The sequence below is a fragment of the Paraburkholderia sp. BR14312 genome (assembly GCF_040948675.1).
GTDB classification, from domain to species: domain Bacteria; phylum Pseudomonadota; class Gammaproteobacteria; order Burkholderiales; family Burkholderiaceae; genus Paraburkholderia; species Paraburkholderia nodosa_A.
Window position 1 is genome coordinate 258,132 of the sequence record NZ_JBFPKI010000005.1, and the last position, 23,050, is coordinate 281,181.

A 23,050-nucleotide genomic window follows, 5' to 3' on the forward strand; every position below is an offset into this window, starting at 1 on the left:
TCGTAGTGGACACCAGCATTGTGGCGAGTGCGCCAGTACGCTTTCTCGTCGCAGGAATCGGCGATGCGCTATCGACTTGGTTCGAGGCACGTTCGAACCTGGAGTCGCGAACGAACAACTACGTCGCGGGAGGGTTCCCTCGGACAGCTGCTGGTATTGCCACTGCGCGAGCCTGCCACGATGTGCTGATCCGAGACGGTCTGAAGGCAAAGCAGGCGGTCGAAGCCGGTCTCTGTACCACGGCAGTCGAAAACGTCATCGAAGCTAATACGCTGCTCAGCAGTATCGGCTTCAAGAACTGCGGATGCTCCGCAGCACACGGCATGCATGGTGGACTGACTGCCCTAAGCGAAACCCACGGCATGCTGCACGGCGAGAACGTCGCGTTCTGGACGCTATGCCTGCTCATGCTAGAAAATCGCCCGATCCAGGAAATCGAGGAGATGATCCGGTTCTGCGAACAGGTCGGGCTTCCTACGACACTCGCCGAACTAGGGCTGACCGGCGACCTGCGGTACTACGCGAACCGGATCGCCGAGGCATCGCTCGCTGAAGGAGAATCTACCCACGCGTGTCCCGTCGATGTTTCCGTGGCCCTCGTGAGTGATTCGATACTCGCGGTCGACGCGACGACGACGCGGATGCGGGCGGCGAGACACTAGCGCCTGTTCACATTCTCACCTGCTGGCCAAAGGCGCACACCAGCTGCGCCTCCTCCGGCCTGCGCTTGCCGCAGTGGGTCAGCGCGTTATTTTTGTGCGCCACCCGCGCCGCTCGCGGCAAATAGCGCCCGCATGGTACGGAGTCGCTGTGGAAAACATCAGAGTGCTGACACCCCGTTCCACAGCGCCGCTACATCCGAGTCTTTGCAACTCAATCCGGCTATCAAAGCCTAAGGCGCCCCACCACTTACCCACGAGCACTGATTTTTAGCGTATTGGCAGCTGCCGAACTCATCTCTTCGTTGGCCACGAATACGATAAGTGCATCTCCATCATTGAGCTTTCCAATCTGTGCGCGCAGTCGCTCGTCGACGCGCTCAATGGAATCTAGAACCACGATTCTAATTTCACCACGCGTCTGGATGGCGTCAAGGTCACTCAGTCTGGTGACACCATCCCCATAGCGAATATCGACGAGAACCTCTCCGCATGGGAAGCTGCATATGCGAGTTTGGCTGTTGGCTCCGGGGTTGGAAACAAGCTTCTGGGGCATTGTAGGTATCTCAAGTTCTGGCGTATCGCCTTTCATAATCGACGACGGGAGAAAACGCTCGCGACGGTTTGGCCCAACTCAGCCGGAGCCCAGATTTACGTGCACCTTGGTGATTTTTACGCAGGTATCCGCGTGACCTTTGCGTGCCGGTCAGCCACGGATGGTCCGCCGAAATTTATATGAGGTGCGGAGCGAAAGCGCAAACAGGCGGTGCGCAACAATGCAGCCACTGCCCATGTGATACCGAGCTACAACCCGCGAAAAGGTGTAAGCGTGGGGCGTTTCATCCTCATGAGATCTGTCACCTCAACTCGGTCATCCACCGACAGGATTGGGATAGTCATCCATTTCCCGTCATGATAAGTCCGGGATTCGTCGTACTGTTTGACCAGCGGCGGACTCCAGAAGTAACGCCTTTCTTCAAACTTCTCTCGTTCGGCCCGGCCTAAGACGACCAATACGGACAACAGCCTGTATGCCGGAAACAAACTGCAAAACGCCCTGTTCTCCTTGTAGCGCAGTGCCCAACCACGCTTCTTGCCGCCATATATCCAATCCGGCGTGAAAACATTGGGGTAAAACTCGTCGATCCAGCTTCGCAGCTCGCCCCAATGTTCGAACGCCTCCGGACCCAACCAGTCGCGGAGAGTACGCTCATCCGGATGCGAGGATTTGTCAGAAATTCTGTCGCCTATCTCAGCGCTTCGTGCGGTTTTGCTTTCCATTCTTCATCTCCTCAGCTTATCCGGATATTTAACTTTCCATTAACTCACCGCCGTGCGTGGCCGTGCGAAGTCCGGAGCGACCCCAGCAAGAGCGTCAATGATGCAGCCAGCAGGACGAGGTCTTTAAGCAGGAACTGGCCGGGCAACGCCGAAATCGCAGGGAAGCCACCTGCCGTCGCTTCGGCGACGCCAGGGGTGCTCAACATGAAGGTAAGCGTAATCAGATAGGTAGCGGCCGACATCGCAGCGCCCAACGCAGAGAAAAAGGGCTGAATCGATCCGATAATGAGAGCGACCGCCGTCGACAGCTCTAGCAAACCAATCACATCACTTGCCCCTTGAACACCGAACGCAGAATTCAACCAGCCCATGATAGGACTATTCACGATAAACGGCGATATTCCAGTCGCTTCATAGTGGGTGAATTTCATTGCTCCGAACCACAGAAAGATTACGACAAGCGCCCACCTCAGCAACAAAAGACCAGTTCGAGACCCAACGCTCCGTTCTGCGATTTGAAAGCGAAACTGACTTGTACGAATGCTCATTTTGATTTCCCGATTCAGTATGTTGAAGGGTTTTTTACCGATTCACAGCTTTACTTTTCCGATAGCGACTCCGGGACTAACTTCGACCGAAATAGTCACGGAAACGTTAGACACACTGGAGATCCGACCCGACGCCACCCGTTATTTCCATCCAGCTCGCGACGCCTCGCTAGTCTCCAAGTAAAGGCAGGACAGGTGAGATTCACTTGAACACCTTCCGGTACTGTATAAAGCCAGAGCGCTCTCCCACGGCGTCGTAGAGGAGCCTGCCTGGATAGTTCGTTTCGTGAGTCAACCAGTGCACCCAAGGAGCTTTTCGAAGTTTCGCAGCCGCGTACACATGTTCGATCAGTGCGCGACCAATGCCACGCCCACGTGCGTCAGGTGAAACAAACAGGTCCTGCAGATAGCAGTAGTCGGCAGATGTCCAGGTCGACCTTGGTAGACCGTGTGCGCGAAGCCGCAAGGTTGACCGCATGTCATGGCGAGCACCGCGTGCATCGGTTCGTTGGGGTCGAGGAAGCGCTCCCAGGTGTTGCGCGTCACAGCGTGCGGTATATCAACCTTGTAAAACCGCTGATAGCCTTCCCAAAGTGGCAGCCACATATCGAAATCGCTATTTTCGATGGCTTTGATCTCAACTGATTGCATAGAGTTATCCCGAAGTCCTATGGCAGTAAAGCGATGAAGCGCAACCATGACCAAACCACAGCATCAAGCAATACGATCATTCACAATTAACTTCAGTCTCATGGGCAATTTCTTTCCTCCGGTCGCGAAGGCGTGATTCGGTCGAACCGCAGGTTGACATTTAAAGTCTATTCCCCGGTTAAGCGCATACCGTACTTCCGACGGTACGTACTCTGTATCTCATCTTGACTGCGAGGCGGCTCGGCAAAGATGTGCGCAGGGGAGAGCAATGAAGACATCGAAGTAACATCAATCCTGACAACGTGTTCGACAGGATATTCAGGCCCGTTGCTTATACGAACCCAGTCCGCGATCGTTGAGTATTCGTCACCGTCAGGCGGCAAAATGAACGCCTTTCCTCTGAACCGGTAACCACGCCTCAGGAACACGTCGACTACGTTGATCTCGACGGCGGCGTTGGCATTCAAATTCCTCAACGTCCCGGGCGACGCGATATCGGCGAAGTAGAGCTTGCCATTCCTGACCGTTAAGGAGGCCTTTGGCGAAAGATTCGGCGTCCCATCCTCATTGACCGTCGCGACGAACGACAGTATTGCCCCTTTTATGATCGCTTCGGCGTCTGCGGTGATTTCAATCATGGATTCACTCGTCTGAAAGGACTTCCTGCGCATTGAGAAAAAACTCTCCAGTGCCTCGCAGGATTCGTGTTTGTCGGAAAAATTCCCGCTATCTGAGCGGCGTGGTTAGCGCTTTGTCGTCCGTGTCGAGGACAAACACGGCAAGCAATTTCGCGGGTTGAGTTTTGCTCGCGTTTCGGCTGATTGAATGTATAGCGCCGGGCGGTTCTGACCAGCTCTCACCCGCGCGATAGATGCGGGTTGGGCCGTCATTCACCTTGGACTCTACAGCGCCCTCGATCACGTACGCGTAAATGAATGCGGATTTCGCGTGGGTGTGAGGAACAGATGCCGCGCCGGGCGCGTACGTAACTTCCAGTACAATCACCGATTTGCCGGGGACGTTGGGGATCGCTGCGTCGAAATTCTTCGTGACGGTTTGTCCGTCACCGTCGTGAGCTTCCGCGGAATCGGCGGCCATCGCAGCTAGTGCAACGAAGCTGGCAATGATGATGTTCCGTATCTTCATGGTCTTTTCCTTCTGCGTGTCAGCGAGGCTATGCGGCTAACTGCCCGGCCTGATTCAGGCTGACGGCATCTCGAGGCCGCGCTGCACAGCAGGGCGTGCGAGACCGCGATCGAACCAACGCTGGACATGAGTGAAGCGATCGAAGCCGACAAGGTCGCGCGCCTCGTAAAAGCCAATCAAGTTACGAACCCACCCGAGCAGAGAAATGTCGGCAATACTGAAGTCATCGCCCATCACCCAGTTGCGTCCGGCAAGCCGAGTGTCGAGCACGCCGAGCAAACGCGCGGCTTCCGACGCATAGCGGTCGCGCGGGCGCTTGTCTTCGTAGGCTTTCCCGGCGAATTTGTTGAAAAAGCCGACCTGTCCAAACATGGGACCGACACCACCCATCTGCCACATCAGCCACTGGATCGTCTCAAAGCGAAGCGCTGGGTCCGTGGACAAGAACTGCCCCGTCTTGTCGGCAAGATAGAGCAGGATCGCACCTGATTCGAACAATGCGATCGGGCGGTTCCCGGGACCGTCTGGATCGAAGATCGCCGGAATCTTGCCGTTCGGGTTGAGAGAAACGAAAGCAGGTTCCTGGTTTTCGTTCGCCAGGATGTCGATACGATGGGCCTCGTACGCCAGGCCCGTCTCCTCCAGCATGATGCTGACCTTCACGCCGTTGGGAGTCGGCAGTGAAAAGAGCTGGAGCCGGTCGGGGTGTTGCGCTGGCCAGCGCGTGAAGACTGGATGCTGAAGGGTCATCTTTTTCCTTGATCGGGGACGGCCAGCCATTTAACGAAACTGGCTGACCGTCCCCGCGAATGGTGCCCCCAAGAACGTCGCTCTCGGGTTACCAACGTCATGGGCGTCGCAGTCTCGAGCTCAGATCGAACCGGCCGGCGTGACAGCGGGGAAATCCATCTCGGGATCGAACACGTTATTGAAGAAATTCGTCAGGGAATACATGGCCACCAGTGCGACGATTTCCATCACGTTTGCATCCGTGTAGCCCGCTTCGCGAACTGCGTTCAGGTCGGCGTCGCCCACCTTCCCACGGGTTTCGATGACCTTGCGCGCGAACTGGACAGCCGCATCGCGCTTCGGATCGGCGGCGTGGCCTTTGCGCGCGAGGATGATTTCTTCCGCCGGCAGTTTCGCCAGATGCTCAGCGGTGAAACTGTGGACCGTCAGGCAGTAGTTGCAACCGTTCACTTCGGAGACTGCCAGGCCGATGCTGTCGCGCGTCTTCACATCGAGCGCCTTGCTCAGGGAGCCGAGCAGGTAGGCCCAGGCGTTGAACGCGATCGGGCTTTGCGCGAACGCAGCCATCATGTTCGGCGTGAAGCCGATATTCTTGGCGAAGCCATCGAGCGTTGCCTTCGATTCGGCGGGTACTTGTTCCGGCGTAAGAATGGTGGTACGGGTCATGATAGGATCTCTGATTAATTCGTACTACTTATTAAGAACGGTTCATTTTTGAACCCTTCTCTCGGATTGCTTCGTGCCCGGGCGCGGGTCGAAGCCGTTCAGGACTTCAGTTGAGCGTCATCTTGCCTACGACTACCCTTTTCGCGGCTGGCTGGACGTTATACGTAGTGAACACTCCCGCAACACGCTTAGACGAGGTCGAGCACTTCGTCCACGGGACGACGCGGCTTTTGCGCCCAGTTGCCTTGACGCTCGGCACCGACAGCGAGCAGAAGCGCGGGCACTTCGTCATCGGCCAAGCCGAATTCGCGATGAACCGCCTCAGCGTCGAAGCCGATCATCGGCGTGGACCCCATACCCAGCGAGCGGGCAGCGTAGATCATTGCCGACGCGCCGAACGTTGCCGTGCGTACGGCTTCGTCGCGACGACGCTGCGGATATGCCATATATAGTTCGCGTGCCGGGGTCTCCCACTCCGACACCATCGTCGCCGGCATGACGCCTGCTTCGACTAGCGGAGCCAGGCGATCCGGAATCACGCTAGTGTCGACCAACTGTCCGCAGATGATGAAGGTGACTGCCGCGTCAGCGACAGCCGGCTGGCTCCACGCAAGCGGAAAGAGCTTGGCCTTCGCTGCGGGCGTGCGCACCGCAATGAAGCGCCAGTTCTGCAGATGAAAGGACGTCGGTGCGCTGGTGGAGATCCGCACCAGCTCGCGGATCTGGTCGTCGCTCAACGTCGCCGACGGGTCGTAATACTTCGTGGCGCTACGGCTGACGATACAGTCGATGACTGCGTTGGTCATGGTCGTCCCGCTGTTCAGGGTGGTTTCGCTGTTCATGATGATTCCTTTGGGTGGAGGGACCTGCTGGGTACAGAAGCGCCTCTTACGAGATCGCGCGGCAAAAAATCACTTTCGTGTGCAGATTGCGGATCACCGTCGCCGCTTTCACCGTGACGTCGCAGTCTCTACTGCGTGTTTGCCGTCAAGTGGTGAGGTGTTTCAACTTTAAGGCCCCACGAGGGCTATTTCGAGAGCGAAAATGCTCAATAAAGTGTCCAAAAGGATCAAACTCCACAAGGACTCATCGGTTCGCTCGATCTTGCGACGCCGTAGCGTTCATCGCGCCGGCGCGATTGAAGTCCCTTGTCCAGATTGCATCGAAGGACGCACAGACGAAGAGCGGCTGCTCCGCGTCGACCTCGCCGGATCGTGTCCGATGTTGGTTAGAACCGGGAGCGACAAATTACGGGGTCTATCGCCCCTGACGTGCGAGACGACGCCATTCACCTGGTGTCATGCCCATCCTCTCTGTGAACAAACGCCGGAATGAAGATACAGATTGGTAGCCAACTGATTCGGCTACGGCCTCTGTGGTCATCGTCGGCTTCTTCAACTCGTTCGCAGCGTGGCTCATGCGGATGTCGGTTAGCAAATCAACCGCTGAGCATCCGAGCGTTTCCTGGAAATGCCGCATGAACGTGGCGCGGGACATATTGCACAAGGCGGCCAGCTCGGGCAGGTTCCAGCAGCGAGCGGGATCGGAGAACATCGCTGAAATCGCGGGGGCCAAACGTGGGTGGCCAGCCAGCGCCAACAAGCCTGTCGGGGCCTGCTCGGATTTACTTGCCTCGCGCAGCACGATGGTGAACAGCGCCGAACTGAGCGAATTAAGGACGGCGTAGCCGCCCACTTTTTCTCCTGTAGACTCATCACGCATGAGCCTTACAAAATTGGCGAGAGGATTTGAGACGGACTCGACACCCGACTCATCGTCGGTACTAGAAGTGCGCACCACCAGATTTGTCGGAAGATAATTGCGAATCAGTCGGTCATGCGGCGGTTCAATAAAAAAACGACCGCATAACATATCGAGATGCTCGCCAACGCCGTCATTCTCGCTAAAGGTCCAACCAGCGAGACCCTGACGCTCGCGAGTAGGTCCGGGCTGAATTCCACTCCCGTCGTGCAGGATGTGCGCCGAGCCGTGGGGTAACAAGACGATATCTCCAGCGACCAGTTCCTTTGCCATCCCCGTCTCGGGATCCTCGATGACTGCCTTGCCCCTGAGCACGACGTGGTACGGGATTTCGTGGGTTGCCGCTTGATCCCACTCGACCCGCCACGGTGCTCCATAGGCGCAGCGGACTTCAGGCCGGCCAGTGACGGTGATCAATTGCAGCAGGTGACTTAACCAGTCGACGTGAGACATAGAATTCCGTAAGGCCTCGGCATGGGGAAATCAGGTGACGGCAAAACTTACAATTTCAGCGCCCGAAAATCTCGACGAGAAGGGATGCTCATTCCTCGCCAACTGCAGGACCGAATCTATCGGCCAGCGCTCATCCCGCCGTCGACATGCAGTACCTCGCCCGTGACGAACGACGCTGAATCAAGAAAGACAATCGCGTCCGCGATATCGCCCACCTCGCCCATGAATCCGAGTGGAACCAACGCGGCGAGATCGTCATGGGCTTCTGGCTTGTGCATAGTCGACCTGATCAAACCCGGAGCCACCGCGTTCACCCGAATTCCCTTGCTTGCATACTCAATGGCGAGCGACTTCGTTGCGGCGTTGAGACCGCCCTTTGTCAATGCCGCTAGTGACGAAGCAACTCCGCTGTACGCGATGTCGGCGACGCTCGCAGTGACGCTCACTACGTGGCCGCGAGAATGCTTCTGCATCTCCGCAATCGCCAGTTGCGTGATGTGAAAGAATCCCGCCATGTTCACATTCATCACCGCTGCGTAGTCCGCCGCGCTATGTTCTGTGAAAGGCTTGCCGATATATATGCCGGCGTTGTTCACAAGCGTGTCGATCCGTCCAAATCGCGCGACCCCTTCGGCGATGACTTGCTGCGCCACAGCAGGATCACCAATGTCGCCAGCTATCGTCAGAACGTCTTTGTCGACAGAGGGTTGTATCGAGCGGGACGTCGCGACGACCGCGTAATCGAGCTTGCGGAACGCCTGAACGATGGCGGCGCCAATTCCCTGCGATGCTCCGGTTACCACCACGACCTTTCGCAATGCGCTCATGATCCAGTCCCCCCTAACATGATGGTTCTTCAGAAAAACAACCTACTGCGGAAGCCAGAATCACCGTATGGCGGTTGACTGGTTTATGCGTTCGACTCACACGAGGGCGAAATATCGGGTCGCCACGGTGTATGGCCTTACCGGACAGCGCACAGACCGCTTCCGCTGGTGCCGATCCAATAGTCCAGATCTGGCTCTCGTAACGTCCCATGCAGGGATCACTCCAGCGGACACTAATCGTCGTCGACGACAGTTTCTCCACAACGGAGACTTGCGAAGGCGTCGGCAGATTTGGCATGAGATATCCGCACGCTCAAACGTGGCTGCACGCGAGAGTGGTCAAAAGCGGCTCAATCGTGGCTATCAGAGAAGCCCGAAGTTGCGCGGATTGATCCTCATCGAGAAATGCAGTTGCCTGCAGCGGCAAATAGTGGATGGTGGTGAAGCCAATGCAAGCCAGTACGGCAGAAAGATAAGGCGTGAGGAAATCCGGCTGGTTGGCGCGTTCGCCAGTAAACACGCCGCCGGAGGCAATGCCGACGAATACCGGACGGTCCCGAAGCATTCCAACCTTGCCAGCGGGCGTCGACTGCATCGTGCGTCCGACGCGGATAAGCTGATCGATCCACGCTTTCAGGACGGACGGAACCGTCAGGTTATTCATCGGAGTACCGATGACGATCACATCGGAATCCTCGACCTCCTGAATGAGTTCCTCCGCGAAAAGTACAGCGCCAGCGGTCCTTCCTGCAGCAGCCAACGTCGCAGGCGTCGAGAGTATGTCGGCGTAGGCGGCTCCGAGATGAGGTATCGGCTCCAGCCCAAGGTCCCGGCGGCGAACCTCCACGCCCGGCAAGAGCGTTTGAATCTTTTCGACGATTCCCGCCGAGAGTTTTCGGCTATGCGATCCCAGTCTAGGGCTGCAGTCGATGTGCAGAATATTCATACAATTTTCTCCAGCAGATTTTGCAGCAGCTTTGGTCGCGCGGCTGCTTGACCAGCAGACGAAATCGGGCGCGTGAAACATCGGGCACCGAGATCGAAGTGCGTCTTAAATGCCTGGTTAACGAAGGCTTTGTGCAGGCTGTTTCCATCTGTGCAACACTCTGCGCCCTTGCGGCTCCAGCACGGCATGAAAATGCCCCGCATTTGCAGCTCGCAGCTTCGACCGAATACGGAGAGAAAATCGGGTGCATGCTGCAAGAGCCACATTCCGTATTGACTTCGCGTTTGTAGCACTGTTGGTAGGGCAGATTCTGTACTATTCACGGTGCATAAAACAGTACCAAGATTGTGATTTTCGTGTGTACCAAGACTATGGCTTCAGACTTGCAGATACAGCTCGACCGGACAGCAAAACGGCCCCTCACAGAGCAGATTTTTGAGAGCATCAGCAGAGCAATAGAGTCTGGGCTGCTCGAATCCGGTACACGGCTGCCATCATGGAAAGACCTTGCGTCGCAGCTCGGGGTCGCGCGCGGGACCGTTAAGGCTGCCTATGAGCTTTTGAATGATTCACAGATGATAGAAACGTTTGGAGCTGGGGGAACGCGAGTCGCTCCGCGGCTTCGCGTCGCCACTGCTCAACGAAAGGCGGCGCGGCTCAGTTCGTTTATGAAATCATATGAGGAGATGAAGGCCGGGCCAGCGATTTTCCAACTCGGTATTCCCGCGTTTGAAGGACTGCCGGAAAAGCTTTTTTCGCGGGCTCGCTCTTCCAACCTGCTAAAAACAGCGGGCCTGTCGTCGCTGCTCTATCCTGATCCGAGAGGCGAATTCGACCTGCGCAGAGAGATCGCAGGCAATCTCTCCATCGCGCGAAACTTCCACTGTCATCCGGAGCAGGTTTTCGTGACGTCCGGATACAGCGCTGGCTTAGGCTTGACACTTCGGGTGCTAGGTCTGGAAGGCCAGAAGGTCTGGATGGAGGAGCCCGGTTTCATGCTCACCCGTAAGGGGCTGGAACTGGCTCGCTTGAATATCGTGCCGATCCCGGTAGACGCAGACGGTATCAACGTCGACTACGGCATCAAGACAGCGCCGGACGCCGCGTTAGCGGTCTTAACTCCTGGTCAGCAAGCGCCTCTAGGCTCGACCTTGTCGTTGAGACGGCGCCTTCAACTGCTTGAGTGGGCGGCTTCAAACGATGCGTGGGTCATTGAAGATGACTACCTTGGAGAACTACAGTTGGAAGGCAGGCCGGCGCCCGCCATGGCATCTCTTGGCGAAGGCAAGCACGTCATCCACATCGGCTCCTTCAGCAAGACTGTTAGCCCTGCTCTTCGGCTTGGCTTCGTTGTTGTCCCGGCCGACCTCGTCAATGCATTCGCGGAGGTGGCCGCGACACTCGCTCCCGCGCCGTCACCGGTCATTCAAGTCGCCACTGCGGAGTTTATGCGGGAGGGCCACTACATCCGACGTGTGCGCCGGCTCAAGCGTCTTTATTCCTCGCAGCGCGATGCTCTGACAGCGGAGTTGTGTAGCCGAAACGCGCAATGGGTAAATGCGGGCCTCGCCGTGCTTCTTCGCCTCCCAGAGGGCGCCCCCGATGTGCGAATCGTTCGCGAGGCAATGACTGCGGGCATCGCGCCATCACCCTTGTCCGCGTGGTTCGCAAATCCATCGTGGACGGTGCCAGGCCTTTTGCTCGGGGTTGCGACCGCGCCCGAACAACACCTTGCCAAATCGTGCCAACGATTGTTCGAGATCATCGAAGGGTACTGCTGACCAAATGGGTCACCCGGCGTTGCCTGATTAGCATAAGTGCAGTTTCGTCGAAAAGCGCAGCTATATGGCTGCTAACTGTTAGCAACGGGGAGGCGCTTTTCCGGCAAGATCGCCGTAGCCATACCACCGTGGGTGGCCATTCTCGAACGTACTTCAGGCTAACTGATCTTACCCACGAACCGCGGACACCTTGAGTTGCTACGGTCTATCGTTTTGCACGAGGCGACAGACCGATCGATATGCTCGCCGAGCGCGAATCCAGACCTTAACCAATCCCGGAGCCTCAGGGCCCGGTTGTACGGCTTCTTCACGGGGTTTTCGCTCAGATGGGGAGTCGTCGGCAATTCGCGTCAGCACGGCCATGCACCGCGATCGCGACCAAGTACCCAAGTCAATCGCGGAAATGATGAAGAGCTGGGACGTCGACGATGGGACGGTGGGCATGCTGACCGATGCGGCGCTGCTGCTAATGGCACGCTAAGGCCGGCCGCAGCAACAAGTTTAGGAAAAGCGCGCCGGACAGGCGCGTTCTTTTGACCGCTTCCGCTCGATTCCACGAGGCGACCGCTTCAGCGTTCCGCAGCCACGGCGGAGTCGGGGGGCCGGCGGAAGCTGATGGCAAGCCGGTTGTAGGCATTCATCAGGCTGATGGCCATCGTAAGGTCCGCTAGCTCCTTCTCGCTGAACGTCGTCGCGGCAAGCTGGAAGTCCTCGTCGGGTACATGGGTGTCGGCCACGCGGGTGACCGACTCCGCCCACGCCAGAGCGGCGCGCTCGCGATCGCTGAACAACGCACCCGCTTCATGCCAGGCTTGCACAAGCGCCAGTTTCGCGGGCGTGACGCCCTTCTTGATCAGGTCGCGGGTATGCATGTCGAGGCAAAAGGCGCACCCGTTGATCTGGCTGACGCGCAGATAGACCAGTTCGACGAGGACGTCTTCCAGGCCCGACTGCCTGACATAGCCATATACCCCCCCAAATGCCTTCACGCCGCCCGGCGATGCCTTGGCGTAGTCCAATCTCATTTTCAAGCTCCTTACTGGTCGTTGGTTGTCAGTGCTGTGTCGTTCGAATCGACGACAAATACGGCCAGCAGTTTTGCCGGCTTGGTCTTGCTCGCATTGCGGCTGACCGGGTGGCGCGAGCCGGGCTCCTCGAAGAACGCCTCCCCGGCCTTGTAGACGCGTTCCGGCTCGTCGTTCACCTTGCTGGCGACGCTGCCTGAGACCACGTACGCATAGATGAACGCCGACTTCGCGTGGGTGTCAGGCAACGAAGCGCCCCCGGGCGGGTAAGTGACTTCCACGGCGATCACCGATTTGCCCGGAATGTCTGGAATTGCGTGCGAGAAGTTCGGCTTGACGATATCGCCAGCGCCATGGTCAGCGGCGCCGTGCGCCGCGGCAACCCCGGACATGGCCAGGCTGCCAGCGGCAACAACAGAAAGTAAGGTTCGTGAAATTTTCATGATCAGCTCCTTGGTGGCTAGAATCATGCATCGGCTATGGTCCACGAAAAAGGACCAAGAACGCGAAAACTTGATGCACCACCCACCATGACAAATATTCTGGATCTGAAGCTCGACCGTGGTTCCAAGACAGCACTTGCGGAACAGATACGCCTGGCGATTACTGGCGTCATCGAGAGTGGTGTACTGGCCCCAGGCGCCAGGCTGCCGTCGTGGGTGGATCTTGCCGCGCAGCTTGGTGTGGCGCGCGGCACCGTCAAGACCGCCTATGAGCGGCTGACTGATGCGCAGTTGATTGTCTCGTCGCGCGCGGGCGGGACCAGGGTCTCCGAGCACACACCCACCGTGAGCCCCATCGCGGAACGGGCGCGATCGATAGAGACGGATTTGCAGTCGGCGCTATACCAGCACTTCCTGCCCGGCCCTGCGGTGTTCCAGATGGGCGTGCCCGCATCGGACTGTTTTCCAAACACGTTGTTTGCACGTCTGCGCGCCCGGGCGGCACGCGATGAAGTTGAAGCGCCCGCATCCTACCCGGACCCGCGCGGCGAACATGAATTCCGCCGGGAAATCGCCGCGCATTTGGCCTTGTCACGCGGCATTGAGTGCCAGCCCTCGCAGATCTACATCACGGCAGGATTCTCGGGGGCGCTCGGTATCGCGCTACTCGTGCTTCAGGCCCAAGGCCGCAAGGCATGGGTCGAGAATCCCGGATATTTGCTGAGTCGCAAGGCCCTGGAAATTGGCCAGATCACGACGGTTCCGATTCCCGTCGACGAAGAAGGCATTGACGTCGGCTTCGGCGAAACGCATGCACCGGATGCCGCGTTGGCGCTGGTCACCGCGGGACAACAGGCGCCGTTGGGTCCGACCTTGTCGCTCGCGCGCCGGCGGCAACTACTGGAGTGGGCGGCCCGGGCGCAGGCATGGATTATCGAAGACGACTATCTGGGCGAGCTGCAGCTGAAACGCCGCGCGGCGCCAGCGCTGGCGTCGCAGGATCGAGCGGGGCGTGTCATTCACATCGGGACGTTCAGCAAGACCATCAGCCCGACGCTGCGACTGGGATTTGTGGTGGTGCCCCCCGCCCTGGTACCCCGCTTCGATGAAGCGGCAGCGTGCCTGTCTTCCGCACCAGGGCCGGCAGTACAGATGGCAATGGCCGAGTTCATGCGTGACGGGCATTACATGCGGCACTTGCGTCGCATGAAACGCATCTACGCGGGCCGCGGCCAGGCACTGATGACCGCGCTCGAGTCCAGGGGAATTGACGCCTATCCGGCTGGTCTGGCAGTGGTGGTTCGGCTCGCCGATGGCGCCGACGACAAGCGGATCGCACGGGAGTCCTATGCCTACGGGATCGCGCCCGCGCCGCTATCGATCTGGTACTGCTCCGAGTCCACGCAGCGCTCGGGGCTGCTGCTTGGCGTTGCGCCGGCGATCGAACAACAGATTCCAGCGGCCTGCGATCGCTTGCATCAGCTGATCCGCAAGCTGAGCTGATGCGAAAGCGCCGGCAGGTCGTGGGCCAGCTGGCACGCCATTTCTTCCGGTCTTTGGTACTTTTTTAACGACCAGTGAACGGACACGATGCCGTTCACTGGCTGGCGCGTCACGTTGCGCTGAGCCATATCGTTAAGTCACCGCTGCACTGCGTCGCCACGCAGTCTTAGGAGGAATCGTGAAGATTTTCGTTGCAGGCGCCACCGGCGCCGTTGGACTGCCGCTGGTGCGCGTGCTCTGCGCGCAGGGTCATAAGGTAACGGGGATGACTCGCGCCGGCGCGGGTGACGACAGGCTTCGCGCGCTTGGCGCCCGCGTGACCCTGGCGGACGCCTTTCATGCGGAGTTCGTGAAGGATGCCATCGCGACGGCGTCGCCCGATGTGGTCATCGACCAACTCACGTGGCTTCCGGCGAATCCTGCCGACATCGTCAAGTCTATGCCCAACGATACGCGCCTGCATCGCGAAGGCGGCGCCAATCTACTGTCCGCTGCCAAGGCGCTGGGCGTCAAACGCTATGTCTTGCAATCACGTGGCTTCTACCTCGAAGCCCCGCAGGGCTCGCTGGCCGACGAGACAGCCGCGCTCCGCTACGACGCGCCCGGCGAGATTGGTGATAGTGCGCGGGTCATTGGTGCCGACGAAAATCGCGTCACGGGCTCGATCGCGCTGGAAGGCGTGGTCCTGCGCTACGGCTTCTTCTACGGTCCCGGTACCTGGTACAGGCCTGGGAGCCGAAAGACCCAGCATCGATACGCGACAACATCGCCAACTACGCAACGCCGCGAAAGGCCCCGAGAGTGACGCGCACGTCGCGCACCGGAACGCACGCTATCCCCGCGCACGGAGCGGCCAGCAAGGCAAATCCGGCGTAGAGCAGCAGATTCGGGTTGGCGATCCGGGTGACGATGCGCGTGTTCGCGATTGTGCCCACTGTGATGCAGACGACGAGCGGCGTCACGGCGACGCCCGCCTGTTCCGCGCCGAGCCCGAGCGCGCCTTGCAAAAGCAGAGGCACGTAAAAAAGCAACGCAAACATGGCGACGCCCATCAGAAGCGAAAGCACGAGCAGCACGACGATCACGCGATCGCGCAGCAGCGCGGAAGGCAGGATCGCTTGCGGCGCGTGACGCTCCTCACGAACCAGCAGCGCCAGTCCCGCGACAAATACGGCCGCCTGGATACAAGCGGTGAGATCGATCCCGTGCCGCCCCACGGATTCGACCAGAAGCTGAGAAGCGCCCAGGGTGAGCGCGATCCACAGGGCTCCGCGCCAGTCGGGATTGAGCTTCCCAAGGTGCACGTGGCGGATGTGCGGCAGGAAGCCGCTCGTCAGGCAAAGGCTGACGAGGCCGACGGGGATGTTCGCGAGGAAGGCCGAGCGCCATCCATAGTGCTGGCTGAGAAAACCGCCCAGCGACGGTCCGATTGCATTGGCGACGCCGAAGGCGCTCGAAAAGAGCACCTGCCACCTCAGCCGCACGAGAGGGTCCGGAAAGAGATCGGGAATCGACGCGAAGCAGGTCCCGACCAGCATGCCGCCACCAACCCCCTGCAACGCGCGGTATGCGATCAGCGTCGCCATGCTGCCGGCCGCGCCGCATAGCGCCGACGCAGCCGTGAAGAGGACGATGGCCGCAATGATCAGGGGCTTGCGCCCGAACCAGTCCCCCAGCCTGCCGAAAATCGGCACGGTGATTACCGATGTAAGCAGATAGGCCGTCGCCACCCACGCATAGAGATCAAAGCCCTTCAGATCAGCGACGATGGTGGGCAACGCCGTCCCTACGACGGTCTGATCGATGGCGACCATCATGACGACGCTGGACAGGCCGAGCATCGCGCATAGCGACTGCGCGAACGTCCGCGCCTGGGCATGCCCGCCGGCATTCAGGGTCTCGACACCCGAGAGGTTCTGCAGGTTCTGACTCATGGCGTCAGCCCGCAGTGTGATTGCCCGCGCGTGCGAGGTAATTGCGCCATACGAGGCCTGCGAGGGCGATGTCCTGCAGACCGATGCCGACGGCTTTGTAGACGATGATGTCGTCTTCGTTCTGCCGGCCGGCCACGCGTGCGCTTAGGACGTCTCCCAGTTCGAGCACGTGGTCCCATTGAACAAGACCAGGCCTCGCGAGCAGCAGATCGCCAGCCTCCACGCGCGCCTGTTCGCGCAGTTCGACAACGATGCGCGCAGCACGCGCAAGCACGGTGTCATCGAGTTCGCGCGTGGTCGGCAGACTTGACCCGATCGCGGCGACGAGCGTGCCCGGTTGCACGCCCGCGCCGTCGATTAGCGGCTGCCCCGCGCGCGTGGCGGTCACGATCACGTCGGCATCGCGCACGGCGCGGGCCGCGTCGCAAGCTAATGCTTCTACGTCGCTCGATCCCTGTTCTTCGTTGAAGCTCGCCACCGCGGCGGCGGCATCGTCGAGACCGACGATACGGAACGATCTCAACCCGGTATGCGCCGCAAGCGCACTAGCATGCGCGCGCCCCTGCACTCCAGCACCAAAGATTGCAGCCGTTTGCGCGCCGCGACGCGCCAGTGAACGCACCGCCAGCACGGTGGATGCGGCCGTCCTGATGCGCGTCAGCGCATTCGCGTCGAGCGTGGCGAGCAGACTGCCGTCGTGCGTCGAGAACAACACGATCATGAAGTTGAAACGGCCGGCGATCGTCGTATAGACCTTCGCACCGGCCACGCCTTCCAGAGGTAGCACGGCGCCCAGCGTGGAGAGCTTGACGCCATCCGCTTCGGTGCGAATGCGCTGCTGTACGGAGGCCCCTCCCGAAGCGAGCTGGACGAACGCGCGCTCGAGGACGGGAATCGCAGAGGAGAAGTCGACCAGCCCGTCGATCTCGTTGTCGGTCAGATGAATCATGTCAGTCCTTGAGTGAATGGCTCGATCATACGAGATGTCGTGCAGTATGTATACAACATACAGATAAATAGACCACAAGGCGTGGAATTTCCTCATTTGACAGCTCATTTTTGAACATATCGTATACCAAATGCGAATCCATCCAGCTTCGCTATCCCCATTTCAGGAGACTCAAGGCATGGCGGTAACAAAACGATCAGTCATCGCCGCTGGTGCGGCGCTCGCCGTAGCCGGCACCGCTCACGCGCAGTCGAGCGTGACGTTGTACGGCATCATCGATGCAGGGTTGGCTTATACGACCAATCAGAAAGGCGGACAGACCTGGCAGGAGATGAGCGGCATCACGCAGGGAAGCCGTTGGGGGCTGCGCGGGAACGAGGATCTCGGCGCTGGCCTCCACGCCGTCTTCGTCCTCGAGAACGGCTTCTCGCTTGCCAATGGCACGCTCGGTCAGGGTGGCCTCATGTTCGGCCGTCAGGCGTATGTCGGCCTTTCCAGCGACCATCTGGGCGCCCTCACCCTCGGTCGCCAATACGAAGAGATGGTCGAGCAGATCTCGCCTGTCACGACGGACCAGTGGGGCGTACTCTTCGAACACCCCGGCGACAACGACAATACCAATCGCGGTTTTCGCGTGAACAACACGATCAAATACGTGAGTCCGACGTTTTCGGGCACCCAGTTCACTGCACTGTACGCACCGGGTGGTCAGCCCGGCTCGATCGCCACTAACAGCGTCTATAGCGTCGGCGCCCACTATTCAGCAGGCGGGCTGTACGCCGGGGCGGCATTCACGCATGTGGACCATCCGGGTGCGCTCGCCGCGGGCACGTTCTGGACCACCGCGAACAGCGTGAACGGCAGCTATGCCATTGCGGCACACGCGTACCAGGTGTTCGGCGTGGGCGCGAGCTATCAATTCGGTTCGGCCAAGGTGGGCGGCGCGTTCACGCAGTCGACCTTCAAGGGCGGCTTCGGCGGCCAGGACGTGCGCTTCCAGAACTACGAGGTCAATGCCTCGTACCGGTTCACGCCCGCCGCACTGCTCGGCGTCGCGTTCGTCTATACCGATGGACGCGTCGACGCAAGCGACAGTCGTCCACGCTACGAGCAGGCCGATCTCTTCTTCGACTACAGCCTCTCGAAGCGCACCGATGTCTATCTGATGGGCACGGGGCAGCACGCGATCGGCTCGGCGAAGTTCGCCCAGGTTAGCCAGTTCCTCTCAGCTTCGACGACGAGCGAGCAGGCGGCCATCGCTGTCGGTATGCGTCACCGGTTCTGACGCCTTCCCAGGTTCACGGCGACGCACGCGGCGCGGCGCCGGTTCGTTTCCCCGTATTCCCACGTGCATCAGAATAAAAACAGCGCCCTCGCACTTTCCGGTGCGGGGCGCCGCGAGAATAAGCATTCAGTCTGCGAGCGTGCGCGTCAACGCGTGGGGCTCACCACACGATGATCGCGATGAAGGTGGACACCACCAGACCGGCGACCACCGGCAGCAGAAGATACCGCACTGCCTGAAGCACCGGCACGCGCGCAAAGCTCGCGACGGCGGCAAGCGCGGACCACGCAGTCAGCGTTTTTCCGGTCCACACAGAACCCATCTGGCCAATTGCGGCGAGCGTCGACACATCGAACCCGACCGCACGTCCGAGCGCGCCCGCGAGCGCCCCGGTTAGCGGCAAGCCCGCAAAACCGGAACCGTCGATCCCCGTTACCATGCCCGCGAACAAGATGCCGTAGGACACGAAGAACTGGTTGTGGGGAATGTATTGCTCGCCCGCCTTGACCAGATCCGCGAGAAGACCCGGCGCGGCCACGCCCGGCGCGAGGCCCAAGATCGGGGCCGCCGTCCCGGCCACGCCGATGAAGAAGAAACCGGCGATCGGCAATACCGAACTCATCGCACGGAAGGAAAACAGGAACCCTTCCGTCACGTGATCCGCAACGCTCTTGCATGCCGAACGATAGTCTCGCGCGGTGGCGACGGCCACCATCAGCAACGCAGAGACGCCACCGACGAGCGCGGCCGCCGCGTTGCCGCTCGCCCCCTTGAAACCCGGCACGACGTGCGGCAGCACCATGAACGCGACGATGGCGGCGAACGCGAGCGGCACGAGAATGGCGAAGCACTTCGACCAGCGCTCCTGGGAAGGCGTCAGCAGATCCCGCGGCGCAGTGATCACCGGCGCCGCATGACCTGCACGGCCGCCTTCACCCACCGACGCGTGTTGCGGCTTGCCGCGGCGGATACGCGCGTGACGCGCCGGAGCATGCGACACAACCGAGTTCGCGGTCACCTGCGTCGCTTCCCAGCGTTCGAGGTGCGCAACGTTCGGTTTCTGGATCTGGCTGCGGATGCGCAGATAGGCAATCGTGAAGGCCACGCCACCGGTAATCAGCGAGAGCAGCAATGCCTTGTCTGCGACGGCAGGCATCGGAACAGCCGCCGCCTTCGCGCTGATACCGGGCGCGACCTTGATGACATAGTCCGACGAAAGCGCCGTACCGAGCCCGGCGATGCCGATACACAGCGCCGCGCCAAGCGGTGGCACGCCCGCGTAGATCGCCGCGGGCAGCAGAATGCCCGCGATAAGCGGAACGGCAGGTGTCGGCCAGAAGAACAGCGAGAGCACATAGCTGACGAATCCGAGCACGAAGAATCCGACATGTCCGTTCACCATGATGCTGCGAAACGGCTGGACCATTCTGACGTCCGCGTTGATCTGCTTGAGCGCGTTGAGCAGCGCGGTCATCAGCGAGATCACAAGGAAGATATTGAAGAGTTCACGCGCAGCTGTGAGAGGCGCGAAGAACACCGCTTCGAAGGCGCTCGACAGATGGCCGGAATAGACGAGCACGGTGGCAAAGGTCGCGATGACCGCCGGTAGTACGACGTTCGCTCTGAGGACGAGGGTGGCAATGATTGCGACGACACCGCAGAGGTAAGTCCAGTGAGCCGATGTGAGCACGACATGGGAGTCCATCATTTCTCCAGGAACGCTTCGTTAGAAGCGCCGGGTTTTAGAAAGGTTTGCGCTTGTTGGTATACTATGTACCAAAAAATTGACCTGCAACGAAAAAAATAATCTCGTTAACCCTGGCCCAGATGACCAATCAGGCCCATCACGCTATCGCGTATCGCCGGGAAGCATCGTGCAAAAAAAGGCCCTCCTGCCCGCTGGTCGGGCTTCCTGTTGATACATCCAGACTGTAAAGAGAGTGCGTGAAGGCAGCACCCGACTTCTTACGACGCGCGCTTCAAATCTTTTCCACTTTTCAAGACTTAGCTTTTTGTATACAGTGTACTTAACGTAACCGCCGCACCCTGCCAGCCGGTAACGTCACACTTCTCAAGGAGTCTCGAATGGCCGAACTGATGTCGCGCGACGCTTTCCGCGCCGCGCTGGAAGAAGCAATCAAAGGAAAGAGCGCTAACCAGGCTCCGTTCAGCATCGCGTGGGCGAGCGGCAAGCTCACGCGTGCGCACCTCGCACGCTGGGCAGAGAATCACTACCACTACGTCGGCCCGTTCGCCGATTACCTCGGTTACCTGTATGCGCGCATGCCGGAGCACATGACCGAGGCGAAAGACTTCATCCTCGCGAACATGTACGAGGAGGAAATCGGCGGCGACCGTCACACGGATCTGCTGATCCGCTTCGCCGAAGCCTGCGGCACGACCCGCGAACGCGTCACCAATCCCGACAACATGTCGCCGACTACGCGCGGCCTGCAAGGCTGGTGCTATGCCGTCGCGATGCGCGAGGACCCGATCGTCGCCGTGGCGGCGTTGGTGGTCGGCCTCGAGTCGCAGGTGCCGTCGATCTATCGCAAGCAAACCCCGACGCTGCGCGAGCAATACAAGTTCACTGACGAGGAGGTCGAATTCTTCGACCTGCACATCGTCTCCGACGAGATCCACGGCGAGCGCGGTTACCAGATCGTGCTCGAACACGCCAACACGCCGGAACTGCAACAGCGCTGCCTCAAGATCTGCGAAGTGGGCGCGCAGATGCGGCTGCTTTACACAACGGCGCTCTACTACGACTACGTCGAGAAAGAGATCCCGCTGCCGGAACTGGGTCTCGCGGCCTGACGAACGATACCGGCCGTACGCGCTACGCGTGCGGCTGGTTTGCGGTGCGTTCCGGCTGCCGGTATCCGGCGGATGAGTCTCTCCGCCGGGCTGCAGCGGCACGTCGCTCTTGTGTAATGCGCAGGCACGGCCATGCGCAGGTCTCTGTCACCGGATGACTCAGTGATGACAAACGATTCCACCTTTTTCAACCACATCGACGGCGAGTGGTGCGCGAGCCTCTCTGGCGCCACCTTCGAGAATCGCAATCCCGCCGATACGCGCGATCTGGTCGGCCACTTCCAGGCCTCGACGGCGGCCGACGCGGCAGCGGCCGTGAAGGCTGCTTCGGCGGCTTTCGCCGGCTGGAAGAAACTGTCGGTCGCGGCGCGCGCGCAGTATCTGCTGAAGGCCGCCGACTACCTCGAACAACACGCCGAACGATTCGGCGACGAACTCTCCCGCGAAGAGGGCAAGCCGCGCGGCCTTGCCCGCGACGAATTCGCCCGTTCGGCTCAGACGCTGCGCTTCTATGCCGTAGAGGCACAGTCGTTCGGCGGCGAAACTTTCCCTACCGACGACGCGAAGATGAGCGTCTACACGCTGCGCGAGCCGCTTGGCGTCGTAACCATCATCAGCCCGTGGAATTTTCCGGTATCGATACCGGCGCGCAAGATCGCGCCAGCGCTCGTGTGCGGCAACACTGTCGTGTTCAAGCCGTCGTCGGATGCGCCGCTTTCAGGGCTGCGCCTCGCGCAAGCGCTCGTCGAAGCGGGACTGCCGCGCGGCGTACTGAATTTCATCACCGGAAGAGCGGCCGAGGTCGGTCCCGGCATCATCGAGGCGCCGGAAATCCGCGCGATCTCGTTCACCGGTTCGACATCGGCAGGCGAACAGATTCATCGCGCCGCGGCGCTGTCGACGCGCACGCAGATGGAACTCGGCGGCAAGAACCCACTCATCGTGCTCGAAGAAGGCGACGCGCCGCTCGCGGTCGATCTGACCATCAAGGGCGGCTTCTCGCTCAGCGGCCAGGCTTGCACCGGTACGAGCCGGGTGCTCGTCACCCCGCAGGCAAAAGCGGCTTTCGTCGCGCGACTCGTCGAAAAGACGCAGACGCTGAAGATCGGCAACGGCATGACGCCGGGCGTGGACATCGGCCCGCTCGCGACCGCCGGGCAGTTCCGCTCCGTGCTGTCCTATATCGAAGCCGGCAATGCCGAAGCTACGCTCGCAACAGGCGGCAAGCAAATCACCCATGGCGATTTCGCGCACGGCTATTACGTCGAACCCACGATCTTCGTCGACGTGCCGCGCGAGGCGCGGATCGCGCGGGAGGAAATCTTCGGCCCGGTGATTGCGGTGATCGACGTCGCCGATTACGACGACGCGATCGCAGTCGCCAACGACACCGAATATGGCCTCTCCGCCGCGCTCGTCACGCGCGACGCTGCGTTGATGGAACGCTTCGCGCACGACATCGAAGCCGGCACCGTGAAGATCAACCGCACGACCACGGGCAATCTCGTCAACGCGCCGTTCGGCGGACTCAAGCGTTCGAGCACGGCAACTTTTCGCGAATCGGGACGCGACGGGCTCGAGTTCTATCTGCAAACCAAGACCGTATATCGCGGCGTTTAGAGCCG

The 23,050-nt window shown here is 60.0% G+C and carries 23 protein-coding genes and 2 pseudogenes; 7 read left to right on the forward strand and 18 right to left on the reverse strand.

The genetic code is table 11. The features are described 5' to 3' along the window. Nucleotides 1–5: 5 nt before the first annotated feature. On the forward strand, nt 6–662 hold the full coding sequence (locus AB3X98_RS16125) for an iron-containing alcohol dehydrogenase (protein WP_368602214.1): 657 nt from the start codon (nt 6–8) through the stop codon (nt 660–662). Between the two features lie 247 nt (nt 663–909). On the opposite strand, the gene AB3X98_RS16130 is transcribed toward AB3X98_RS16125, so the two are convergent. The 13 genes and pseudogenes from AB3X98_RS16130 to AB3X98_RS16190 all read right to left on the reverse strand — a co-directional run bounded on the left by AB3X98_RS16130 (nt 910) and on the right by AB3X98_RS16190 (nt 9,688). Beyond that, entirely contained in the window at nt 910–1,215 is a 306-nt protein-coding gene (locus AB3X98_RS16130) for a hypothetical protein (protein ID WP_368602213.1), read from the reverse strand. Nucleotides 1,216–1,463: 248 nt separating this feature from the next. Beyond that, entirely contained in the window at nt 1,464–1,940 is a 477-nt protein-coding gene (locus tag AB3X98_RS16135) for a DUF3788 domain-containing protein (RefSeq protein WP_368602212.1), read from the reverse strand. A gap of 44 nt (nt 1,941–1,984) precedes the next feature. Beyond that, a complete protein-coding gene (locus AB3X98_RS16140) occupies nt 1,985–2,488 on the reverse strand; it encodes a YkgB family protein (protein ID WP_368602211.1) in 504 nt (167 codons plus the stop codon). Between the two features lie 202 nt (nt 2,489–2,690). Further along, nucleotides 2,691–3,139: pseudogene (locus AB3X98_RS16145) on the reverse strand (GNAT family N-acetyltransferase). Between the two features lie 167 nt (nt 3,140–3,306). Beyond that, nucleotides 3,307–3,777 (reverse strand): pyridoxamine 5'-phosphate oxidase family protein, encoded by a 471-nt coding sequence (locus tag AB3X98_RS16150; protein WP_069269004.1) that lies wholly within the window; start codon nt 3,775–3,777, stop codon nt 3,307–3,309. An 88-nt stretch (nt 3,778–3,865) separates the two neighbouring features. Then, a complete protein-coding gene (locus AB3X98_RS16155) occupies nt 3,866–4,285 on the reverse strand; it encodes a cupin domain-containing protein (RefSeq protein WP_342949712.1) in 420 nt (139 codons plus the stop codon). Between the two features lie 54 nt (nt 4,286–4,339). Next, nucleotides 4,340–5,035 carry a glutathione S-transferase C-terminal domain-containing protein gene (locus tag AB3X98_RS16160; protein WP_342923972.1) on the reverse strand — a complete coding sequence of 232 codons (696 nt, stop codon included), beginning with the start codon at nt 5,033–5,035 and terminating at the stop codon, nt 4,340–4,342. 120 nt (nt 5,036–5,155) lie between these two features. Continuing rightward, the gene (locus tag AB3X98_RS16165; RefSeq protein ID WP_368602210.1) at nt 5,156–5,701 is read right to left on the reverse strand and encodes a carboxymuconolactone decarboxylase family protein; all 546 of its coding nucleotides are present in this window, start codon (nt 5,699–5,701) and stop codon (nt 5,156–5,158) included. 188 nt (nt 5,702–5,889) lie between these two features. Continuing rightward, on the reverse strand, nt 5,890–6,507 hold the full coding sequence (locus tag AB3X98_RS16170; RefSeq protein ID WP_342949797.1) for a nitroreductase family protein: 618 nt from the start codon (nt 6,505–6,507) through the stop codon (nt 5,890–5,892). 451 nt (nt 6,508–6,958) lie between these two features. Continuing rightward, nucleotides 6,959–7,915, reverse strand: coding sequence for an AraC family transcriptional regulator (locus AB3X98_RS16175; protein ID WP_368602209.1), 957 nt, complete (start codon nt 7,913–7,915; stop codon nt 6,959–6,961). Between the two features lie 116 nt (nt 7,916–8,031). After that, a complete protein-coding gene (locus tag AB3X98_RS16180) occupies nt 8,032–8,742 on the reverse strand; it encodes an SDR family NAD(P)-dependent oxidoreductase (RefSeq protein ID WP_368602208.1) in 711 nt (236 codons plus the stop codon). A 13-nt stretch (nt 8,743–8,755) separates the two neighbouring features. Further along, nucleotides 8,756–9,040, reverse strand: coding sequence for a DUF3331 domain-containing protein (locus AB3X98_RS16185; protein ID WP_342923969.1), 285 nt, complete (start codon nt 9,038–9,040; stop codon nt 8,756–8,758). Nucleotides 9,041–9,055: 15 nt separating this feature from the next. Next, complete coding sequence (locus tag AB3X98_RS16190; RefSeq protein ID WP_342923968.1) at nt 9,056–9,688, reverse strand: NAD(P)H-dependent oxidoreductase; 633 nt, start codon at nt 9,686–9,688, stop codon at nt 9,056–9,058. A gap of 383 nt (nt 9,689–10,071) precedes the next feature. Here AB3X98_RS16190 and AB3X98_RS16195 point away from each other — a divergent pair, with 383 nt between their 5' ends. Further along, nucleotides 10,072–11,469: a PLP-dependent aminotransferase family protein gene (locus AB3X98_RS16195; RefSeq protein WP_368602207.1), complete on the forward strand. Its 1,398-nt coding sequence runs from the start codon at nt 10,072–10,074 to the stop codon at nt 11,467–11,469. A gap of 569 nt (nt 11,470–12,038) precedes the next feature. Here the strand turns inward: AB3X98_RS16195 and AB3X98_RS16200 are convergent. Then, nucleotides 12,039–12,500: a carboxymuconolactone decarboxylase family protein gene (locus AB3X98_RS16200; RefSeq protein ID WP_218108684.1), complete on the reverse strand. Its 462-nt coding sequence runs from the start codon at nt 12,498–12,500 to the stop codon at nt 12,039–12,041. Nucleotides 12,501–12,505: 5 nt separating this feature from the next. Next, nucleotides 12,506–12,937: a cupin domain-containing protein gene (locus tag AB3X98_RS16205; protein WP_368602206.1), complete on the reverse strand. Its 432-nt coding sequence runs from the start codon at nt 12,935–12,937 to the stop codon at nt 12,506–12,508. Nucleotides 12,938–13,024: 87 nt separating this feature from the next. Between AB3X98_RS16205 and AB3X98_RS16210 the strand changes: the two genes are divergently transcribed. Both AB3X98_RS16210 and AB3X98_RS16215 read left to right on the forward strand, forming a co-directional pair. Continuing rightward, nucleotides 13,025–14,440 (forward strand): PLP-dependent aminotransferase family protein, encoded by a 1,416-nt coding sequence (locus AB3X98_RS16210; RefSeq protein WP_368602205.1) that lies wholly within the window; start codon nt 13,025–13,027, stop codon nt 14,438–14,440. Nucleotides 14,441–14,618: 178 nt separating this feature from the next. Continuing rightward, nucleotides 14,619–15,245, forward strand: a complete 627-nt coding sequence (locus AB3X98_RS16215) for an NAD-dependent epimerase/dehydratase family protein (protein ID WP_368602204.1) — start codon at nt 14,619–14,621, stop codon at nt 15,243–15,245. Nucleotides 15,246–15,273: 28 nt separating this feature from the next. On the opposite strand, the pseudogene AB3X98_RS16220 reads toward AB3X98_RS16215, so the two are convergent. Both AB3X98_RS16220 and AB3X98_RS16225 read right to left on the reverse strand, forming a co-directional pair. Continuing rightward, nucleotides 15,274–16,281, reverse strand: a pseudogene (locus AB3X98_RS16220) (MFS transporter); the annotation flags it as partial. Nucleotides 16,282–16,378: 97 nt separating this feature from the next. Then, a complete protein-coding gene (locus tag AB3X98_RS16225) occupies nt 16,379–17,323 on the reverse strand; it encodes an ornithine cyclodeaminase family protein (protein ID WP_368602203.1) in 945 nt (314 codons plus the stop codon). Nucleotides 17,324–17,501: 178 nt separating this feature from the next. On the opposite strand from AB3X98_RS16225, the gene AB3X98_RS16230 reads away from it, so the two are divergent. Beyond that, nucleotides 17,502–18,608, forward strand: coding sequence for a porin (locus AB3X98_RS16230; RefSeq protein WP_035513575.1), 1,107 nt, complete (start codon nt 17,502–17,504; stop codon nt 18,606–18,608). Between the two features lie 160 nt (nt 18,609–18,768). Here the strand turns inward: AB3X98_RS16230 and AB3X98_RS16235 are convergent, their stop codons facing one another. Next, nucleotides 18,769–20,313, reverse strand: coding sequence for a hypothetical protein (locus tag AB3X98_RS16235; protein ID WP_368602341.1), 1,545 nt, complete (start codon nt 20,311–20,313; stop codon nt 18,769–18,771). A 380-nt stretch (nt 20,314–20,693) separates the two neighbouring features. Between AB3X98_RS16235 and AB3X98_RS16240 the strand changes: the two genes are divergently transcribed. Continuing rightward, nucleotides 20,694–21,425, forward strand: a complete 732-nt coding sequence (locus AB3X98_RS16240; protein WP_028205513.1) for a TenA family transcriptional regulator — start codon at nt 20,694–20,696, stop codon at nt 21,423–21,425. Between the two features lie 165 nt (nt 21,426–21,590). After that, on the forward strand, nt 21,591–23,045 hold the full coding sequence (locus AB3X98_RS16245) for an aldehyde dehydrogenase family protein (protein ID WP_368602202.1): 1,455 nt from the start codon (nt 21,591–21,593) through the stop codon (nt 23,043–23,045). The last annotated feature ends 5 nt before the right edge of the window (nt 23,046–23,050 follow it).

Excerpts from the sequence above, each read along its gene's own strand:
- AB3X98_RS16190 (WP_342923968.1), bottom strand. The coding sequence starts at position 9,688 with ATGAATATTCTGCACATCGACTGCAGCCCTAGACTGGGATCGCATAGC.
- AB3X98_RS16240 (WP_028205513.1), top strand. The coding sequence starts at position 20,694 with ATGGCCGAACTGATGTCGCGCGACGCTTTCCGCGCCGCGCTGGAAGAA.
- AB3X98_RS16135 (WP_368602212.1), bottom strand. The coding sequence starts at position 1,940 with ATGGAAAGCAAAACCGCACGAAGCGCTGAGATAGGCGACAGAATTTCT.
- AB3X98_RS16170 (WP_342949797.1), bottom strand. The coding sequence starts at position 6,507 with ATGACCAACGCAGTCATCGACTGTATCGTCAGCCGTAGCGCCACGAAG.
- AB3X98_RS16245 (WP_368602202.1), top strand. The coding sequence starts at position 21,591 with ATGACAAACGATTCCACCTTTTTCAACCACATCGACGGCGAGTGGTGC.
- AB3X98_RS16235 (WP_368602341.1), bottom strand. The coding sequence starts at position 20,313 with ATGGACTCCCATGTCGTGCTCACATCGGCTCACTGGACTTACCTCTGC.
- AB3X98_RS16160 (WP_342923972.1), bottom strand. The coding sequence starts at position 5,035 with ATGACCCTTCAGCATCCAGTCTTCACGCGCTGGCCAGCGCAACACCCC.
- AB3X98_RS16150 (WP_069269004.1), bottom strand. The coding sequence starts at position 3,777 with ATGATTGAAATCACCGCAGACGCCGAAGCGATCATAAAAGGGGCAATA.
- AB3X98_RS16185 (WP_342923969.1), bottom strand. The coding sequence starts at position 9,040 with ATGCCAAATCTGCCGACGCCTTCGCAAGTCTCCGTTGTGGAGAAACTG.
- AB3X98_RS16165 (WP_368602210.1), bottom strand. The coding sequence starts at position 5,701 with ATGACCCGTACCACCATTCTTACGCCGGAACAAGTACCCGCCGAATCG.
- AB3X98_RS16230 (WP_035513575.1), top strand. The coding sequence starts at position 17,502 with ATGGCGGTAACAAAACGATCAGTCATCGCCGCTGGTGCGGCGCTCGCC.
- AB3X98_RS16205 (WP_368602206.1), bottom strand. The coding sequence starts at position 12,937 with ATGAAAATTTCACGAACCTTACTTTCTGTTGTTGCCGCTGGCAGCCTG.
- AB3X98_RS16175 (WP_368602209.1), bottom strand. The coding sequence starts at position 7,915 with ATGTCTCACGTCGACTGGTTAAGTCACCTGCTGCAATTGATCACCGTC.
- AB3X98_RS16130 (WP_368602213.1), bottom strand. The coding sequence starts at position 1,215 with ATGCCCCAGAAGCTTGTTTCCAACCCCGGAGCCAACAGCCAAACTCGC.
- AB3X98_RS16225 (WP_368602203.1), bottom strand. The coding sequence starts at position 17,323 with ATGATTCATCTGACCGACAACGAGATCGACGGGCTGGTCGACTTCTCC.
- AB3X98_RS16210 (WP_368602205.1), top strand. The coding sequence starts at position 13,025 with ATGACAAATATTCTGGATCTGAAGCTCGACCGTGGTTCCAAGACAGCA.
- AB3X98_RS16180 (WP_368602208.1), bottom strand. The coding sequence starts at position 8,742 with ATGAGCGCATTGCGAAAGGTCGTGGTGGTAACCGGAGCATCGCAGGGA.
- AB3X98_RS16140 (WP_368602211.1), bottom strand. The coding sequence starts at position 2,488 with ATGAGCATTCGTACAAGTCAGTTTCGCTTTCAAATCGCAGAACGGAGC.
- AB3X98_RS16155 (WP_342949712.1), bottom strand. The coding sequence starts at position 4,285 with ATGAAGATACGGAACATCATCATTGCCAGCTTCGTTGCACTAGCTGCG.